The sequence below is a fragment of the Rhizobium favelukesii genome (genome assembly GCF_000577275.2).
GTDB classification, from domain to species: Bacteria; Pseudomonadota; Alphaproteobacteria; order Rhizobiales; family Rhizobiaceae; genus Rhizobium; species Rhizobium favelukesii.
This window is the reverse complement of sequence record NZ_HG916855.1, coordinates 983,622-999,639: the sequence shown is the minus strand read 5'-3', so window position 1 is coordinate 999,639 and position 16,018 is coordinate 983,622. Positions and strand designations below refer to the sequence as shown.

At 58.5% G+C, this 16,018-nt stretch carries 17 protein-coding genes and 2 pseudogenes; 1 reads left to right on the top strand and 18 read right to left on the bottom strand.

The annotated features are described in order from the left end of the window. Positions 1 to 10 precede the first annotated feature (10 nt). The 16 genes and pseudogenes from treZ to LPU83_RS68205 form a co-directional block, all read right to left on the bottom strand. Complete coding sequence (gene treZ / locus LPU83_RS68270; protein ID WP_024316335.1) at positions 11 to 1,813, bottom strand: malto-oligosyltrehalose trehalohydrolase; 1,803 nt, start codon at positions 1,811 to 1,813, stop codon at positions 11 to 13. Positions 1,814 to 2,112: 299 nt separating this feature from the next. Then, positions 2,113 to 2,819: pseudogene (locus LPU83_RS68265) on the bottom strand (helix-turn-helix transcriptional regulator). A 61-nt stretch (positions 2,820 to 2,880) separates the two neighbouring features. Continuing rightward, positions 2,881 to 3,432: pseudogene (locus tag LPU83_RS68260) on the bottom strand (zinc-binding dehydrogenase); the annotation flags it as partial. Next, on the bottom strand, positions 3,384 to 3,605 hold the full coding sequence (locus LPU83_RS68255; RefSeq protein WP_245272556.1) for a Rossmann-fold NAD(P)-binding domain-containing protein: 222 nt from the start codon (positions 3,603 to 3,605) through the stop codon (positions 3,384 to 3,386). The pseudogene LPU83_RS68260 and the gene LPU83_RS68255, both read right to left, overlap by 49 nt. 91 nt (positions 3,606 to 3,696) lie before the next feature. Next, positions 3,697 to 4,080, bottom strand: a complete 384-nt coding sequence (locus tag LPU83_RS68250) for a nuclear transport factor 2 family protein (RefSeq protein WP_029710189.1) — start codon at positions 4,078 to 4,080, stop codon at positions 3,697 to 3,699. 262 nt (positions 4,081 to 4,342) lie between these two features. Continuing rightward, positions 4,343 to 4,681, bottom strand: coding sequence for a hypothetical protein (locus LPU83_RS68245; protein ID WP_037070886.1), 339 nt, complete (start codon positions 4,679 to 4,681; stop codon positions 4,343 to 4,345). A 234-nt stretch (positions 4,682 to 4,915) separates the two neighbouring features. After that, complete coding sequence (locus tag LPU83_RS68240) at positions 4,916 to 5,872, bottom strand: SDR family oxidoreductase (protein ID WP_024316339.1); 957 nt, start codon at positions 5,870 to 5,872, stop codon at positions 4,916 to 4,918. A gap of 370 nt (positions 5,873 to 6,242) precedes the next feature. Beyond that, positions 6,243 to 6,851: a cysteine hydrolase family protein gene (locus tag LPU83_RS68235; protein ID WP_024316340.1), complete on the bottom strand. Its 609-nt coding sequence runs from the start codon at positions 6,849 to 6,851 to the stop codon at positions 6,243 to 6,245. Further along, positions 6,851 to 7,930 carry a DNA topoisomerase IB gene (locus LPU83_RS68230; RefSeq protein ID WP_024316341.1) on the bottom strand — a complete coding sequence of 360 codons (1,080 nt, stop codon included), beginning with the start codon at positions 7,928 to 7,930 and terminating at the stop codon, positions 6,851 to 6,853. Before LPU83_RS68230 ends, LPU83_RS68235 begins: the two co-directional genes overlap by 1 nt. Before the next feature lie 193 nt (positions 7,931 to 8,123). Beyond that, positions 8,124 to 8,249 (bottom strand): hypothetical protein, encoded by a 126-nt coding sequence (locus LPU83_RS75250; protein WP_258579343.1) that lies wholly within the window; start codon positions 8,247 to 8,249, stop codon positions 8,124 to 8,126. 212 nt (positions 8,250 to 8,461) lie between these two features. Further along, positions 8,462 to 8,803, bottom strand: a complete 342-nt coding sequence (locus tag LPU83_RS68225; RefSeq protein ID WP_024316342.1) for a DUF2147 domain-containing protein — start codon at positions 8,801 to 8,803, stop codon at positions 8,462 to 8,464. A 12-nt stretch (positions 8,804 to 8,815) separates the two neighbouring features. Then, positions 8,816 to 9,166, bottom strand: coding sequence for an MFS transporter (locus tag LPU83_RS75505; protein ID WP_331000937.1), 351 nt, complete (start codon positions 9,164 to 9,166; stop codon positions 8,816 to 8,818). A gap of 94 nt (positions 9,167 to 9,260) precedes the next feature. Continuing rightward, the gene (locus LPU83_RS74905; protein ID WP_051166698.1) at positions 9,261 to 9,950 is read right to left on the bottom strand and encodes an MFS transporter; all 690 of its coding nucleotides are present in this window, start codon (positions 9,948 to 9,950) and stop codon (positions 9,261 to 9,263) included. Between the two features lie 248 nt (positions 9,951 to 10,198). Next, complete coding sequence (locus LPU83_RS68215; RefSeq protein WP_231052148.1) at positions 10,199 to 10,924, bottom strand: universal stress protein; 726 nt, start codon at positions 10,922 to 10,924, stop codon at positions 10,199 to 10,201. 550 nt (positions 10,925 to 11,474) lie between these two features. Continuing rightward, positions 11,475 to 12,533: a hypothetical protein gene (locus LPU83_RS68210; protein WP_029710190.1), complete on the bottom strand. Its 1,059-nt coding sequence runs from the start codon at positions 12,531 to 12,533 to the stop codon at positions 11,475 to 11,477. A gap of 55 nt (positions 12,534 to 12,588) precedes the next feature. Beyond that, on the bottom strand, positions 12,589 to 12,930 hold the full coding sequence (locus LPU83_RS68205; protein ID WP_024316345.1) for a hypothetical protein: 342 nt from the start codon (positions 12,928 to 12,930) through the stop codon (positions 12,589 to 12,591). 401 nt (positions 12,931 to 13,331) lie between these two features. Here LPU83_RS68205 and LPU83_RS68200 point away from each other — a divergent pair, with 401 nt between their 5' ends. Beyond that, the gene (locus LPU83_RS68200; protein ID WP_051166699.1) at positions 13,332 to 14,063 is read left to right on the top strand and encodes a Crp/Fnr family transcriptional regulator; all 732 of its coding nucleotides are present in this window, start codon (positions 13,332 to 13,334) and stop codon (positions 14,061 to 14,063) included. Positions 14,064 to 14,199: 136 nt separating this feature from the next. Here the strand turns inward: LPU83_RS68200 and LPU83_RS68195 are convergent, their stop codons facing one another. Together LPU83_RS68195 and LPU83_RS68190 are read right to left on the bottom strand one after the other, a co-directional pair. After that, positions 14,200 to 15,081 carry an alpha/beta fold hydrolase gene (locus tag LPU83_RS68195; RefSeq protein ID WP_231052147.1) on the bottom strand — a complete coding sequence of 294 codons (882 nt, stop codon included), beginning with the start codon at positions 15,079 to 15,081 and terminating at the stop codon, positions 14,200 to 14,202. 212 nt (positions 15,082 to 15,293) lie between these two features. Then, entirely contained in the window at positions 15,294 to 15,965 is a 672-nt protein-coding gene (locus LPU83_RS68190) for an alpha/beta fold hydrolase (protein WP_231052146.1), read from the bottom strand. Positions 15,966 to 16,018 lie beyond the last annotated feature (53 nt).

The following is a 16,018-nucleotide window of genomic DNA, read 5'->3' as shown; positions in this document are numbered from 1 at the left end:
GCGGCAACCGTCATTGCGCGACTTGACGTTCCGGCGCCAATGGCTCGTCTTCGAGTGTCCAGCACACGTACCACGGTGGAAGGAGGTCGCCAGCCTGTTGTGTTCTCCAGATGAGTGAACCAGACTGTGGCAAATCCGTCGCGACGGGCGCGTGCGATAGATTGGCAATGAGGCGCAGCTTTCTCCCCTCCCCGAGATCCCAATGGACGTCGATCAACTGCCTTGAAGAACCGATGTGTCCGCCCGAGCGCATCGTGTCCAACAGCGGGACGATGTGAGCCCGGCGCACCGTGATGAGATGGCGATAGAGTTCGAGAAACTCTCTATGTCCCAGCTGCTCGCGCCTATTCCAATCGAGCTTGGCAGATAGGAATGTCGTTTCATCCGTCGGATCAGGAAGCGTGTCGGCGCCTTCCTCGTCAAAGCCAGGCAGTCGGTGCAACTCCTCGCGCCGCCCCTTGCGCACGGTCGCATTCAGCTCATCGTTGAAATCGCAGAAATAGGGAAAATCGGCCTCGCTTTTCCATTCTTCTCCCATGAAAATCATCGGCACCTGAGGGCAAAGAAGGTAGACGCTGGCGATCGCTTCGAGAGCCGGCTGCGGCGTGATTTTATGAAGGCGGTCGCCACGGGCGCGGTTGCCGACCTGGTCATGGTTCTGAATGAAAGCCACGAAGGCGGTGGGCGGCAGATGGTCGCTCGGCTGGCCACGGGCGGCCCCCTTGTAAGGCATCGTTTCGCCCTGGTAGATGAAGCCTTCCGCGATCGCCCGTGCTACGACGGACGGGGACGTTGAATAATCGGCGTAATATCCGAACGCCTCACCGCTCGCAGCGCGATGGAGCGCGTGATGAATGTCGTCGTTCCACTGGGCAGTGTAGAGAAGCGGCTTGCCATCCTCATCGCGTTCGAGCAGTGAAGCGGCATTGTCTTCATTTTCGACGATCAGATGGCAATGGCGCCCTCGCGTTGCCCGCCTGATCGTGCGGGCCATGTGGGCAAGCAAATGCTCGCCACTCTCATCCTTGATCGCATGCACAGCATCAAACCGGAGCCCATCGGCTCGGAATTCCTCCAGCCAGTAAAGGGCATTCTCGACGACGAACCTGCGGACCAGGTCGGAATCCTCGTCGTCGTAGTTGATGGCTTGCCCCCATGGCGTCTTGTGGTGGCGGTTAAACAGGGGGACATAAGATGGCAGATAGTTTCCCTCCGGTCCGAAGTGGTTGTAGACGACGTCGAGAAAAACGGAGATCCGCCGCTGATGGGCAGCATCGATAAAGGCCTTTAGATCCTCCGGGCGCCCGTAGCTGCTGTCAAGTGCGTAGGGAAGCACGCCGTCATAGCCCCAACCGCGGCGTCCGGGAAAGTCGTTGACTGGCATGAGTTGGATCGCCGTGACGCCAAGTCGTTCGAGATGGTCAAGCCGCTGCGTCGCAGCCGCCAGCGTGCCGGCTTGCGTGAAGGTTCCGATATGCATTTCATAGAGGATCGTTTCGCTCCATGGACGGCCGCGCCAGGCCCCGTCCACCCAGCTGTAGCGGCTCCCGTCGACGACTTCACTCGGCCCGTGCACGTCATCAGGCTGATAGCGAGAGGCGGGATCGGGGATTTCCTGTCCATCAGCAAGGACGAATCGATAAAGCGAGCCATGCCTCGCATCCCCGGATAGGAACGTGAACCAGCCGCCAGGCTCAGCCAACATCTCGCAGGGTGGACGATCGCCGATAATGATCCAGACAGCGGGCTGCAGGGGAGCCCAGAGGCGGAAGCGCACACCTTCATCCATGATCTGCGGGCCGAAGCTGAACATTGCGGACGCTCAAAGGTTTCGGGTTTGGTCAAAACCGTCGTTTGTCCAACAAGTTCCCTGCTGCTGCCTTTCGCTGCGCCGAGACAGCGTCTCGGCTATCGAAGGCCCACAGGGCACGCCGGACGGTTTGTGGTCTCTCGCACGCCGCGTTTCAGCATGGAGTGACACCGCAAAATCGCGCAACGGGTCGCAATGCCACCGCTGGCTTTGGTCCGTAATTGCATTCACCAATAGACCGGCTATCCAGCGCTGGCGGCGCACAAACAGAAACACTGCGAAGCATCAGCATCGCATAGAAATTAGAGAGTTTTGTGTGTCATCGCATCGCGTGCCTCTTGCACCTGCGCGCGCCATTGCTTGACCAATTCCCGCCTCTTGCCGGGATAGCGATCGGCCAGGAGTGCTGCTTCAAGGATACGATCGGCGCGAAACATCCGGAAATCCTGCCGCAATTCGCACCATCCGGCGATGATCCGCCTGGAATCGAAGAAGGCGACCGCAATCGGCCATATGATGCGATCACTGTCGGCGTCTTTAGCGTCTCTGTACACGATCCGGAGCTTCATCTGCTGCTGCATTGCCTGACGGAGGACCTTGAGGTCGATTGCCGGCGCCTGCAGTGAAGGGAAACCGATATGGAAATCGTTATCGATCAGCCTATGGCGGAGTTCCGACGGGAGCACTGCCTCGATCTTGGAAAGCGCGTCCTGTGCCGCCGAACCTAGATCCGCATCCGTGTGGCGAGTGACCCATTGCACCCCAAGCGTGATCGCCTTGATCTCCCTTCCGAGAACATGAGCGGTGGCAGCATGAAACCCGGCTTCAACACGTAGCCGAAGCCGGTTTCGCCTTCGATCTCCGCGCCCATCGACTGTAGAAGCGAGATATCCCGGTAGATCGTCCGCAAGGAAACGCCCGTTTCCTGCGCGAGATGGTTTCCAGAGACCGCTTGCCGATGGCGGCGGAGAATCTGGAGAATTTCGAACAATCTCTGGCTTTGCAGCATGGCCATATCCTAGCACAGGTTCTGCCCGATCTGCCGTCGATGGGCTTGGGCGTGTCCGGCTTTAATTCATACGGACCAGAACCTTCCCGTTGCTCTTGTGACCACGTCCAGAATCGTCAGCATCCGGATCGCGTCGCTCAGCGGCACGATCTCGGAGATCGGAAGCCGAAGCTTGTCTTCGCCGGCAGCACGAGCAAGCCCGTCCAGGATGTCGGCCCTCGGAGTGCAGATGATGGGCTCGAGTCTGCGGCTGAAGATTGCGCGAACGAATTTGCCCGGCGTCGGATTGATGTCGAGGAACACGCCACCCGCGCGCAGGAGGCCAAGGCCGGTCTTAACCTTCATCGTGCCGGCCGTGTCGTAGACGACATCGACGCGATCGCCCATCTTCGACAGATCGGTCGTCCGATAGTCGAAAAGAGGATGGACGCCGCGATCGCGGGCACCTGGCACAGAGCTGCGCTGCAGCTCCCGAAACCGTCGCCCCGAGCATCTGCGCGAGTTGAACAGTCGCCTCACCGACAGCGCCAGCGCAGCCGTTGATGCATACATGTTTGCCCGCCCTTAGCTTTGCCTTGTCGATGAGGCCGTTCCAAGCTGTGACGCCCGGCGTTGTCGGCCGATCGCGGCCGACGGGATGAGCAGGAGCTTGTCGGCTCCGGCAAAAGGACGGGCGAGCGTTTCAGGTCGGTCATAATCTGCCTCGCGGACTTGCACTCGTTTGGTGGCCATATCGGACGCTTTGTCCGGATCGCGCACGGCTGCTACGATCTCGTCTGCCGCCACGCCGCAACGCGGCAGTGCTTCAACCACGAGCCGCCCATGGCAGCCCGTTGCTGTGATGGTGATTATTTGACGAAACTCGTGGCAGCTGCGGTCAGTGCGGCTTGACCGTCGCCATGTACTCCGCGAAGGGCGCGGAGTCGTAGATCACGTCGGTGGAGGCGATCTTCCCGCCATTGACCGTGATGAGCTCGACAGTCACCGCGCGCGGAACCGGATGGGTATCGGCCTCATAGATGATGACGGCCTGATCATCATCACCGTAGACCGCGAGAATGTTCACGCTTTTGATCATGCGCGCAAAGCCCTCGTGGAAGCCGCGAAACGCCTGCGCGCCGGTCAGTTTGCCCATTGGAGACGTGCAGACGACATCCTGGGCCGACACTTTGAGAATAGTCTCAAGGTCCCTGCTGGCGATCGCTTCGATATAGGTGCAAGCGATTGCTGTGGCCTGCCCGGTGTATTCAACCATGGTCATGTCCTTTCGTTGGTGATGTCTGGCTGGAACAGTCTTACCAAGGACTAGTGACACCACATGTCAGCATTAAACGTTGCATGGTAGCGGCCGAAATATCACTCTAGCAAAACATGTAATAGTGGCCCGAGTGGTCGAGCATGTAGATCGGTAGTCGCTGATTGCGTCGCCCAGCAAGCGATATCGCTCCTCGACTACGAGGCGCAACAGATTCGACAGTCATGAAAGTCCTTCCGGCATGGATCGCGGTGCGATGCGTTTCGCGCTATTTGGGCTTCCCATCGCCAAGTGCAGGCGATCCGGTGAGTTGGTTCAATTGATCCCCCACATTTGGCCGCTCCGGCGCCTTTGCCTGCAACCGAGCCTGGCGGAGGCGCTCAGTCTTCTGCTGCCGCTTTCGACGCTCCTCTTCCACCGCCTCCCTGGCGACGCGCTCAGTTTCCTCGAAAGCCGCCCGGCGTTGCTCGCCGGTTGTCTTGCTATGTTTCCTTCCCATCGACTTTGCCGACCTCACGTTGCTGTGCCTTGTCAATCTCATCGAGCGGGTCAGGGGTCGGTCTTCGTCGAGTAGATCGATCGACATGACGGTCAACCGCTCGTTCACAAGACGGTTTCCACTATCTCCGCGAGAGCGGTCCGAGTTCTTCGATCAATAACGCACAGCGATTCAAACGGTTCACGGCGGGCGCGCGTTGTACGATTGTGAACAATACGACCCGGTTCCGCATGCGCCGCTCGGCGTCGAACCAAGTTGGAAAACTCGAAATCCTGCAGGGGGCTGCGAGCGGGACACAAACGCTACCGTGCCTGGAGAGTTCCAGGCGCGTTCGAATGGCCGTCAATATCCGCCGACGATTGGCAGGATTTCGCCGGTGATGTAGCTCGACATTTGCGGCGACGCGAGGAAAACGTATGCTGGGGCGATTTCCTCAGGCTGTGCGGCTCGCTTCATCGGCGTCTGAGATCCGAACGTTTCCACATCTTCCGCTTCTTTGTCCGAAGGGTTGAGCGGCGTCCAGACAGGCCCTGGTGCGACGGCGTTCACGCGGATGCCCTTAGGCACGAGCTGACTGGCAAGCGCTCGCGTAAAGGCGTGTATACCACCTTTTGTCATTGAGTAGTCGAGCAGCTGCTTCGATCCCTCGAGACCCGTGACCGATCCCGTGTTGATGATCGCTGAGCCGTTCTTGAGATGCGGGATTGCCGCTTTCGCCATGTAGAAATAGCCATACAGGTTCGTCTTCAGGGTTTCGTCGAAATGTTCATCGCTGAGGTCTTCGATGTTGTGCGTATGAACCTGGAAGGCAGCGTTGTTGACGAGGATATCGAGATGTCCGAGTTGCATGACGGTCTTCTCTACGGCTGTCCGGCAAAAGCTAGCATTCTTGACGTCACCGCGAATGACGAAGCACTTCCGGCCTTCCTTCTCGACCGCCGCTTTGGTTTCTTCGGCATCTTTGGCTTCCTCGAGGTGGACGATGACGATGTCAGCGCCTTCGCGGGCGAACAGAACTGCCACCGATCGTCCGATGCCGGAATCGCCGCCGGTGATCAGCGCGACTTTGTCCTTCAGCTTTTCCGATCCCTTATAGAAGGGCGCGTCGTACATCGGAGCCAGTGGAAGATCGGCTTCCGAGCCTGGTTTGGCTTGATGGATCTTCGGAAATGGCGGCTCCGGATAGCGCCGGGCTCCGGCTTGCATGGCGCCGGACGGTTTTGATTTTCCCTTCTTGTCGGCCTGTTCAACTTCCTTCTGGATCTCTCGCTGTTTCTGGGCAGTGTGTTTCGGTGACATGTAATCCTCCTTGGTTTGAGAAGGTAGAACTCTGATCGGCCCGAAAAGTTTGCAGTGGTTTGCGCCTATCGAGGCGCACGGCAGGGCATCAAATGTGGTCTCGTCCAATCGGCTTGGATAGATCACCGATGGTCCTGTATTTCGAGTTTGGATGTCGCGGGTCGCAATGCAGAAGACCTTCGCTGCGTGTCGGGGCCTGAAAGTAAGCCACAAAAATTCCGGTACGCGTCAAGCGTCGCCCAGCGATAACGAGACATCCAACAGTGAGGAACCCGGGGCGGCTCTCACGAGCAGCACGAAAAGGCCGGTCAGCAAAGCCAACGAACAGCAATCAAAATGCTCGCCGCCGAAGCGGGCTTTTCTCGTACCATCAACGACGCCGGGAACGGTATTCCGATTGACCTGCTTCGCTCAGCCACTTCTCCGTTTCCATGATCTGGACCTGCACCGAAAAGCGATCTCCGAGCAGTTCCAAGGAGGCGTCATGCGTCTGGTCGGCACTGCTGCAGACGGCATCTTTCAGCAGGATGACACGATAGCCGAAATCGACGGCTCCGAGCGCGGCGGCGAGAACGCAAACATCGGTCTCTCCTCCGGAGATGACAACAGATCCGACGTTGTCGCCCGAAAGCGCCGCCTTAAGGCGCCCGTCGATCCATGGTGAATACGTGCGCTTGTCGAAGACACGGGCGGGTGGAACCAGCTTTCGCAAAGAAGGCACGATATCTACGAGTTCCGGGGGCAGATATTCGCTCGTCATTACCTTCCATTTCTCGTAATAGGTCTTCCACATCCCCGGCATCGCATCTGCCGACGCAGGCGGGATGAACCTCGTAAAGATCGTCCGTTCGGGAAAGCGAGATGACAGCTCGATGATCTGAGGTGACACTTCTGCCATCCAAGGTACATGCCACGGGGTGTTCTCCGCGAACATCCGCTGCATGTCGACGCAGAGGTGGATCCAATTTCCCACGCGCATCAGGCGCCCCCGACAGGACGGGATTTGAGCCAGCGCAATGTCCTGATCTCCTCGTCGTCCATCCAGCGCAACAGACGCTCGCTCGTGGTTTTCCTCATTTTGAGAATATCGCCGAGACGACCGGCCCGATAGTCATCGAAAACCGCCGGATGAATGTAGGATGTTCTGCAGACGGATCTCGTGTTAACAAGCTTGGCCGCGACAGTATCGATCACTTCGTTGAGCTGGCGCGCGATGGCACGTTCTGACGTTGCAACGTCGAGCAGAGCGAGCGCCGATGCTGCCATACAGGTGGCACCCCATGTCCGAAATTGGCATGAGCTGAAATCGTCACCTGCAACGTCGCGAATGTAGGCGTTCACGTCTTGTGAGGAAATCTGCCGACAACCGCCGTCGTCGCAAATATATTTGAAGAGCTTCTGGCCTGGCAGTTCCTGAAGCTTACGCACGACGTTGGCGATACGACGGTCGGAATGCACGAGATTCCACTCTTTTCCGGATTTGCCCCTGAACCGAAACCTTACGCTGGGGCCGTCGATCTTGACGTGGCGATTGCGGAGCGTCGTCAGGCCGTAGGAACCGTTGGTATCCGCATAGTTGGCGTTGCCGATGCGGATGTACAAGTTGTCTAGCATCCAAACGATGGTGGCCAGCGCTTTGTCCATTGTCAGCCCCCGCGCTCGCAGATCGATATCGACGCGCTCGCGAATATCGGGTAGCCGCGAGCCGAAGTCGGCGAGACACTCAAACTTGGCGCGTCCGCGTTCGGCATGCCAGTCGGTATGATAGCGGTATTGTTTGCGATCACGCGCATCGATACCCACCGCCTGCAGATGCGACAGAGGATTGGTAGAGATAACCACGTCGCGATAGGCTGGCGGGATTGCAAGCGCGTTTAGGCGTGCGACTTCGTTCTTGTCGGTGATCCGACGTCCATCCGGCATGTAGTAGAGGAAGCCCCGCTTGCCTTGCTTGCGGGTGATGCCGCGCTCCAGCGACGGCATGTACACCAAGCCGGTGCAGAGTTTCACTTCCTCTCCCGCTGCGTCGATGAGGTGTTTGTCGAGGACCTGGTTCATGCGCGCAAAACACGGAAAACGCTTTAAGGTTCCACGCCGACAAGTGCTTCGCCCCTCCGTGCGCCGGTCGAGCCAGTTCAGCGGTTTTCACAAGCTTCATATCTTCCGATCACTTCGCACCGTGCGGCGAGGATCTCGGACAACGGCGCGGTCGAGCCGTAGGCGCTGGCGCTCGCCGGCGACAGTGCAGTCTTCACTTTGCTAAAGTGAAGGGATGGGGTTGCGGCTCATCGGAGGCCTTGACGCGCGGCAGAATGTAGGCGGCAGCGACGGCCAGCAGGATGACCGCAACTGATGTAGCGATCAGAGCTAACCTCATAAAGCGTCCTCCTTTCATGGACTATACTACTCTCGTGCGACAGTCCAAGCTCCGCCGAATCGGTTTTCGCGTCGCTTTGCTCAACCTAATGCCTAGTGTTCGTGAACGCCGCCGGTGTACAAGCCGCGTGGGATGACCCGATACGGGATGGCGCAGACTCCGCCGTCGGGATCTCGCGCGGGTCACGAGCGGGACAGCCGCGCCTGGCCATCTCAGTTCAGGCGGATCCAAGTCTGTGTCTTGCACAATACTCTCGTTGCGCAGCCCCGAAGTTTGAGGCTATTTCCCGACAAGACGAGCCTGCCGCTATAGATTGTCTTTGTCCTCGGATCTGTGAGCCGGCCGGTATATGTATCGCCCGTACCTGAGAAAAAACCGATCTGCTGTCCCGCATATCGCCCGCTCTTCGCCACGATGCAATAATTCGGTCCGCAATGGTGAATCGCCGACGTCTCGCCGTTTTCCGTTTTCCAGGTTCCCACCACTGTATCGGCACCACTTGCGGCGCTGGCTATTGATATGAAGACTGTTGCAAAAACAGACCTGATCGTCATGTGGAAACTCCACTATGGCTCCGTCGTCGCGCCATTACGAAGACCGGCAGGGACACGAGCTGCACAACTGCGGCAAATACAACGAGGGCGACACCCAACCAACCATCCTACACCGTATCCAATGTAGAAAAGCCCGAATGCAAAGTTGCGTCTTCCTTCAGGCAGAACACTGGCAATGAGTACTTTAAGCAACGTATCCTGCGTCGCATACCCGACTCCCCACAGCACCATGCCGCCAAGCGCCACGAAAAAATTTCCCAGGAAGACGAAGGGTGCAAACATAGAAGAGAGAAACACTGCGACAAGGACCACGGGCAGTCCGATCTGACCGTATAGCCTGCCGGCAATCAGGCTTGTTACCACACCACACACTGTTGAGAATGCGAGAACACGGGGATCCAATGCTGCGTGACGATCCCAGTGCTCGACAGGTGATATGAGATGAGTTCAAAACTCATCAAGCCGGCGGCGAAGAAGGAACCGGCAAGCATGTAGAGCAGTAGGACGACGTGAACCCCGTCGTCGGCGCCGTTTGGCCTTCCTCGAGACGGGACGGGAGTGGGAAACTCACCCGCGCAACGGTCAGAGCGGCAAGCGCCATCACAGCAGAAATTGCCAGCAGCGCATATGCGGTCTGGTAGTTCCCCTTCAGGAAAAGCACGAGCGCAATGGAGAGGGGGCCGATGGTGGCGCCGATTTCATCGAGCGCCGTGTTCACTCCGTATACCCATCCTTTGCCATGCTTGGCTGTCGTGTAGGAAAGCGTTGCTTCGACTGTCGGCTTTCGCGTCGCCCGTCCGACGCGCTCAGCAATGACAAGTGCAGCCGCACTCTGCCAGTTTCCCGCCAGCGCCATTGCCGGGACGGCGAGCAGGTTGATGGCGTAGCCGATGAAGGTGACAAGCCAATACCTGCCGGTCTTGTCCGCAACATAGCCCGCGACGGACCGCAGGCTGTAACCGAGGAACTCCCCCACGCCCGCGACGATGCTGATGATGGCGGCGCTGGCACCGACTGTGCCCATGAACGTACCGTTGATGCTTGCCCCACCCTCGTAGGTCGTGTCGCTGAAAAGATTGACGGCGCCCATGATCAGCACGAACCTGAATGCGGGGGAGTCGGAGAGAGCGAGGGTTGGTTTGGCCATGGTGCCGCTACCTCAACAGTTTCGCGCAACAAGAGAGCGAAGCGACCTTCGAGTTCTAACCGGAAGAAGATTGGCCAAGTTGAACATCATTCCACGTTTAACGTGACCGCCAAGTCCGAGTTGCCTGAAATAGTGGTGCGATGCAGGCATTTTGCCGAATCCCATCCTCGACGAACTAGCGGATGGCTGTGCTGCGTATCGGCGTCACACTTGCTCGAAGGCCTCATCGAGCAAGTGTCCGGGCCGATTTAGTGCGACATCAGGACCGGCATTGAAATGTTATTCAGCAGATCACGCGTCGCACCGCCGAACATATCTTCGAAAAGCGGCGAGTGGCCATAGGCGCCGCAGACGATAAGATCTGCGTTCTCACGGTCGAGGCCGGCAAATAACGCGCTGGTGAAATCGTTGTCCCCCGTGTTCCGCCATCCTGCCAGGGCTACCCCAACTCCATGCTGTTCGAGATGACCCTTTATCTCCTGGACGTCAGCATTTTTGTCGCTGTAGTTGCTCGCAAACACGAACAGAAAGACTTTGCGCGCGGCCCTGAGAATCGGCATTGCGTCGTGAACGGCCCTGGTTGACTCGCGGCTGAAATTCCAGGCGATGACCACCTGCTCGCCGATGGCGTCTTCTCCTGTCCAGCCCGTTGGAAGGACCAACATGGGAACCCCGGCTGTCATCAAAATTTCTTTGGGGATTGCTGAATTGGACAGATGGCGGTGGTCCGGATGCGGCTGTGTCGTTACCAGAAGGTCCGCGCAATGGGAAAAAAGCTGCTCTGCGCTATGAGCCTCCGGCCGTGCCGCGTGATATTGGAAGCCAAGGCCAGCCTTCTGAACCGCGGCCTTGAATTCATCTTCGATCGCGAGCGCCTGATCGCGGCTCTCCCCCTTCAGTGCTTCTTTCGTGCTGACGTCGACGCCGATCAGCCTGGCTTGGTGCTTGGCGGCGATATTGATGGCGGTGCGCACACGGGCCGAGGAATCTGCTCCCGCGTCCAAATAGACAACGATATCTCTGTAGGCCATAACTTCCTCCATTCGCGGACACACAGGGCCGAGCGTTTCACCTGCTCGCTTCTCTGTCGTAGGAGTCATCCAGCAGAATCGCAGTAAAGGCGAACCTCATCACCTTGAGCAGTTAATGTCCCTTGACGCTGCAGGTTCCGGACGACTGCAAAGAATTAAGTTGTAGCGATCCCTTTCTGGAAAGACACGGCATTGGGAAACAGACAGGGGTGATAGGCGCCGTCCGGCGCGCCAGCTTATGGTCGCCCGGCAGAAGCGTCACTTCGTATACTTCCTCGCGGGGCGGACAGCTTCGACGAAATCCGCTGGCAATCACCGCTGTCACCGTCTCCGTTGCAACAGAACAGCTCGCAGGTGAAGCCAGACGGCGCTTTATGGGCGTGGACGGCAGTGGCAAACGCCGTCACGATCACGACAAGTGTCATTTGCATGGCATCCTCGCTTTCATGTGCGTCGTGGAACGCGGCAGCGTCCACGATCCGGACAGGATTCGTCACTGCCTTCCGTCGAACGGGTCGGCCAGCGCCGCCACCGGGCGACTGATCGGATACTTGATGACGGAGACCTTCTCCGCGAGCTTGACGTCGCCGTTTTCCGTGAGAAGTGCACGGAAGCTCGGATGCATGCCTCCATCCTGGTAGGCGAGCGGCGTGAAGCTTTTGGCGGCAAGTTCCTGGTATTTCCGATCGTCGGCGGATGCCTTCGCGACGACTGCGGGGTCGGATTGATCGATGCGTTCCGGACATGCTGCGAGCGGATCGCCAGCGTCGCCGTCCTTGAATTCGGCGTCGAAGACGTACTTCCTGCCACAGGCGGCAACCTTGGGCTCGTGTCGCCGAACTTCGAAGATGTCGTAGCCTTGCTTGAGGGTCTTCCAGAAGGCGAAATTCGGGTCGTCGCGATGTGTTGCCAGGTTCTGCGGCGTCATGCGAAACGGATAGGCCTGGACCTGGAACGCCTGCCGTCCGCCTTTCAAGGCCTTCTCAGCCACGGCGTAGATTTCACCGACGCCCTGATCGGTCACCGCAAAGCAGCCCGACGACGAGCAGGCGCCATGCACCATCAGGGCTTCGCCGGAATAGCCAAGCGCGGCCTCCAGACGGTTCGGATAGCCGAGATTGAAGGAGAGATAGAACTGAGACTTCGGATTGAGGCCTCCGATGGAAACGCTATAGAATCCTTCGGGGGCCTGTCGGTCGCCGGTCTTCGTCTTCGGGCCGAGCTTGCCGGACCAGCGGCACATCGGATAGACCTTGAGCAACGCGTACTTGCCACTGCCGTCGACTTTCCAGACCTCCAGTTCGCTTTCCATCTTGAAAATGCGAACGAGGACAGGACTTTCCGGCTTCATGCCTTTGGCCCGCATGCTGGCCACCAGCTTCGACGGTATGTCGTGAGAAGCCATGCCGAGATCGTTGAGCGACTGCACGCACCCGCTCAAGACCATGGCGACGACGGCCAGCGCCACCCGGCGAAGGCGACGCCGGACCCGGTCGATTTGATTCAAGGTATTCAGCAACGAAGATAAACCACTGACGCGGTTTGCAAACATCGACACGCGCAAAGTCATGCCCTTCCCTTTAGTCTGAAATTCGAGCGAACGGAGATCAGTCGGAAGCGATGGGGGGACGCTGCTCGACAGGTTCGAGAGCGCCGGCAAACGCAACGGAAGCGATACCGGGAAACGCAACGGCATCGGGCTGCGAATAAAGGACTTCGGGAGCTTCTGCGACGATGCCGTCCTGCTGGCAGTGCGATCCCGAAACAGATCGGCCGTCACCGCGATGGTGTCCGTCGGAGGTCGAACTGACACTGACGACAACCGGGTCGGCGTGGGCACGATCGACAGATGCCGCGATGCAGGGTGCGGCAAGCGAACCCAGCAGCATCATGGTCGCGACAAGGACGTTGATCAGTAGGCGCATCGACTCGTTCTTGGGCAGGAGCATTCCTGCTTCAGTGGCGTCATAATGGTGACGTTCGCCTTTCCGGTCAACGAGAAGGCCCTAGTTTCCAATCTCAAGCTCTCTTGACCTTCCATGGCGGCAAGCCTCAACCGTCCGGATCGCGCAGCACGCTCGCAAATGCCACTTCGCGCACGAGATTGCCGGCGTCATCGAGGATGGCCATGGTGTGCCGGAGTATATCCCGCCCTTTCCGCGCCACGGCCACCCGCGTCCCTCGGGGTCGTCGATGACCTCGCCTCCAGCGCTCCCATATCGAAAGAAGAAGCGCATCCCGAAAACCCCTAGCATTGGACGAACCTCCGGATCGGCTGGCTGTTTCCTGGGACGCGAAACCTTCCGGTTAAAGAAGCGTTACCTTTTGTCTGCTCTTGCGAGAACTCGAGATGTCAATGATGCATGATGGGTTTCAAAACCGTGTCCTGCGCTCTCTTCCGGAACGCGAGTTAAACGTGCTCTCTCCGAACCTGATTTCTTGGAAGTGGAGTGACGGGGACGTCATATTCCGTGCAGGGCAAACAACCGACGTCGTGTTTCTACCGGACAACGGCATTCTCGCTCTTTTTGCTCGCGCGGGCGTCAAGAGCCTCGCGGTCGGCGCCGTCGGCAAGGAGGGCATGCTCGACGCGGCCGCGGTCGTGCTGGACACAAGACCGCGTTTCGACGTCGTCGCACTGACGCCGGGAAGCGGCCACCAGATCGAAATGGAACCGTTCCGGGAGCTTGCCGAGAGCAGCCAGGCTCTTCAGAAGTCCCTGCTTGCAATCGCTGCCACGATGCAGGACGTGATTGCGTCTACTGCAGTCGCCAACGGTCATGGTTCCATCGAGCAGAGACTGGCTCGCTGGATCCTGATGTGCCAAGACCGCGTTGGCGACGTCTTTAGGATTTCCCACCGGGTTCTGGCGGAGGCCTTGGGCAGCCGGCGACCTGGAGTGACCGTGGCGCTTCACGCGCTGGAAGGAGATGGTCTAATCCGGTCCCGTCGGTTGGAGATCGAAGTTCGCGATCGGCGCGGACTCGAGATGGCGGCGGGCGCATTCTACGACGGCGCCGAGGCCGCGAGTGCGCATCCTAGGCAGGCTGGCGGCCAGGTAAGTTCGCACGGCCTATCATAAAGGGAAGCAAGCTGAAGAAGCCCGCTATTCCGCGACTGCCACCGGCTTCGCTTGTGGCATTTGAGACTAACCCTTGGGTCGTGCCATGGCCCAAGGGTGACCTTCAACAATCGATTTCGCTGCCGAACAGCGCTGCCTACTTCTCGTGTCGACTGAAATATGCCCTTGCGGGTGCGGCCACACCGGAATGGGCGTCACGTGCAAAATGGTACAGCTCGTTGTTGAACCTAATGGGGTTTTCCAGAAAAGGTGCGTGGCCCGTCGCGGAATACCACGATGCTGTGGCGCCAGGACATAATGCCAAAAGGCGCCGCCCCATCGCCGGCAGGACTACAGTGTCCTCTTGGCCCTGGGTCATAAGGACCGGCACTGCAAGTGTGGTCAGTACCTCGTCGGAATCGATCTCGCGGGCCAGCAGAGCAGCCCGGATCTTCGCTGGCACGGCCATATTCCAGCAAATTGCCATCTCGAATACCTCGGAAGGCAGTTGCGAATATGTGCACCCGCGCACGAAATTGCGGATTGCTTCGATGTTGCTAGGCAAGTCGTCGCTCGTGGCACCAATGACATGATCGAGGAAACCCGAGCCGATCATGGTGCCGAACGCCGCCTTATTCAGCGTGATCGCCCCGCCCACGAAGTTGATGGCCGCAACATGAGCGATTCCATAGGCGCGGAGATAGTCGCAGATGATGAAGCCGGCATAGGACCAGCCCACAAGGACCGGACTCCTGAGATCAAGTTGATCTATGACAGCGGCGATATCGTCTGCCCAAAGCTGCGGTTCAGTATAATGTTCCGCTTCAAGGGGGGCGTCCGACATGCCGTGACCGCGCAGGTCCAGAGCTACGAGGCGAAAGTCGTCCGCAAGCGTGCTTTCATACTGGTTTTTCCAGCACAGATGGTTCTGCGACCACCCGTGGATGAAGAAGATCGACGGCGCATCTTCGTTTCCCCACTCGCGAACGTGCAGTCGCAATCCTCCACCGCCGGTTACATGGTGAACCTTCATCGTCATGCCTCCCTGTGAGCGTCGAATACAGTAGGAAGCATGCTATTACGCGCGCGTGAGAAAGAGCGTGGGAGGAACCGTTGAAAATGCGGGGCTAATCGTTGAAAGAGCGCCGCAGCCGAGGTGCGATAGCGCTTCAACGAGAGGCGCGGACATCTTGCTCAGCAGATAGCGGCTCGGAGGCAATCAGGTGCACGTCAAGGCGCAACAACCTGCGGCTACGTTGTTTCGGCGACGAACCGCCTTACTTCACGAACAAACTGGTCAAAGGCGGGTTCGTTGCTAAGGAGGACGTGGTTGGCGCTATCGAGATCGACAAATCGAGCCCCATGGATGCCGGTTGCAAACTCCCTTCCGCACTGAAAGGGAACGGCAGCGTCTTTTCTTGCGTGCAAGACCAGTGTCGGAACCGTCACCTGCGACAGGACGTCCGAAACGTCGATTTCCCCGAATGCCTCGTGCAGGCGACCGGCGTTGCCAGGCGACACCGAAATGCGCTGCAGTTCGTCAAACCAATGCATCTGCACCTGGTCGCCCCCTGGAATAAACATTGCTGTGAACAGATGCCGAAAAACCGGATTGTTCTGGCCCCATCCTTCCCGGATCAGTGCGGTCATTGCCTCATGGGTGGCTACCTCATGGCTGTCGCTTCGCTTCCGCCAGCCTTTTACAAATCCTCCGTAAAGGATAAGCCCTGAGACCCGTTCAGGATGTCGGACGGCATAGGCAACAGAGACGGCGCAGCTTTGCGATACACCCAGAAGTGTGAACCGGTCGAGTCCCGCCGCATCGACGACGCTCTCCAAGTCTGCAATCATCGCCGTAAACGAGATATCCTCGGCAACCCAGTCCGAAAGACCGGTGCCACGTTCGTCATAGCGTATGAGCATCGTTTTTTCCGAAAGGGCGTCGATCCAATGCCTCCACACCGGACTTTCCCAAT

Bases quoted from the DNA above. Each gene is read 5' to 3' on its own strand.
- LPU83_RS74905 (WP_051166698.1), bottom strand. From the start codon at position 9,950: ATGGCCAAACCAACCCTCGCTCTCTCCGACTCCCCCGCATTCAGGTTC.
- LPU83_RS68190 (WP_231052146.1), bottom strand. From the start codon at position 15,965: ATGCTCATACGCTATGACGAACGTGGCACCGGTCTTTCGGACTGGGTT.
- LPU83_RS68205 (WP_024316345.1), bottom strand. From the start codon at position 12,930: ATGCTCCTGCCCAAGAACGAGTCGATGCGCCTACTGATCAACGTCCTT.
- LPU83_RS68225 (WP_024316342.1), bottom strand. From the start codon at position 8,803: ATGACGATCAGGTCTGTTTTTGCAACAGTCTTCATATCAATAGCCAGC.
- LPU83_RS68200 (WP_051166699.1), top strand. From the start codon at position 13,332: ATGTCAATGATGCATGATGGGTTTCAAAACCGTGTCCTGCGCTCTCTT.
- LPU83_RS75250 (WP_258579343.1), bottom strand. From the start codon at position 8,249: ATGAGGTTAGCTCTGATCGCTACATCAGTTGCGGTCATCCTGCTGGCC.
- LPU83_RS68230 (WP_024316341.1), bottom strand. From the start codon at position 7,930: ATGAACCAGGTCCTCGACAAACACCTCATCGACGCAGCGGGAGAGGAA.
- LPU83_RS68235 (WP_024316340.1), bottom strand. From the start codon at position 6,851: ATGCGCGTGGGAAATTGGATCCACCTCTGCGTCGACATGCAGCGGATG.
- LPU83_RS68240 (WP_024316339.1), bottom strand. From the start codon at position 5,872: ATGTCACCGAAACACACTGCCCAGAAACAGCGAGAGATCCAGAAGGAA.
- treZ (WP_024316335.1), bottom strand. From the start codon at position 1,813: ATGTTCAGCTTCGGCCCGCAGATCATGGATGAAGGTGTGCGCTTCCGC.
- LPU83_RS68250 (WP_029710189.1), bottom strand. From the start codon at position 4,080: ATGACCATGGTTGAATACACCGGGCAGGCCACAGCAATCGCTTGCACC.
- LPU83_RS68195 (WP_231052147.1), bottom strand. From the start codon at position 15,081: ATGACGATGAAGGTTCACCATGTAACCGGCGGTGGAGGATTGCGACTG.
- LPU83_RS68210 (WP_029710190.1), bottom strand. From the start codon at position 12,533: ATGTTTGCAAACCGCGTCAGTGGTTTATCTTCGTTGCTGAATACCTTG.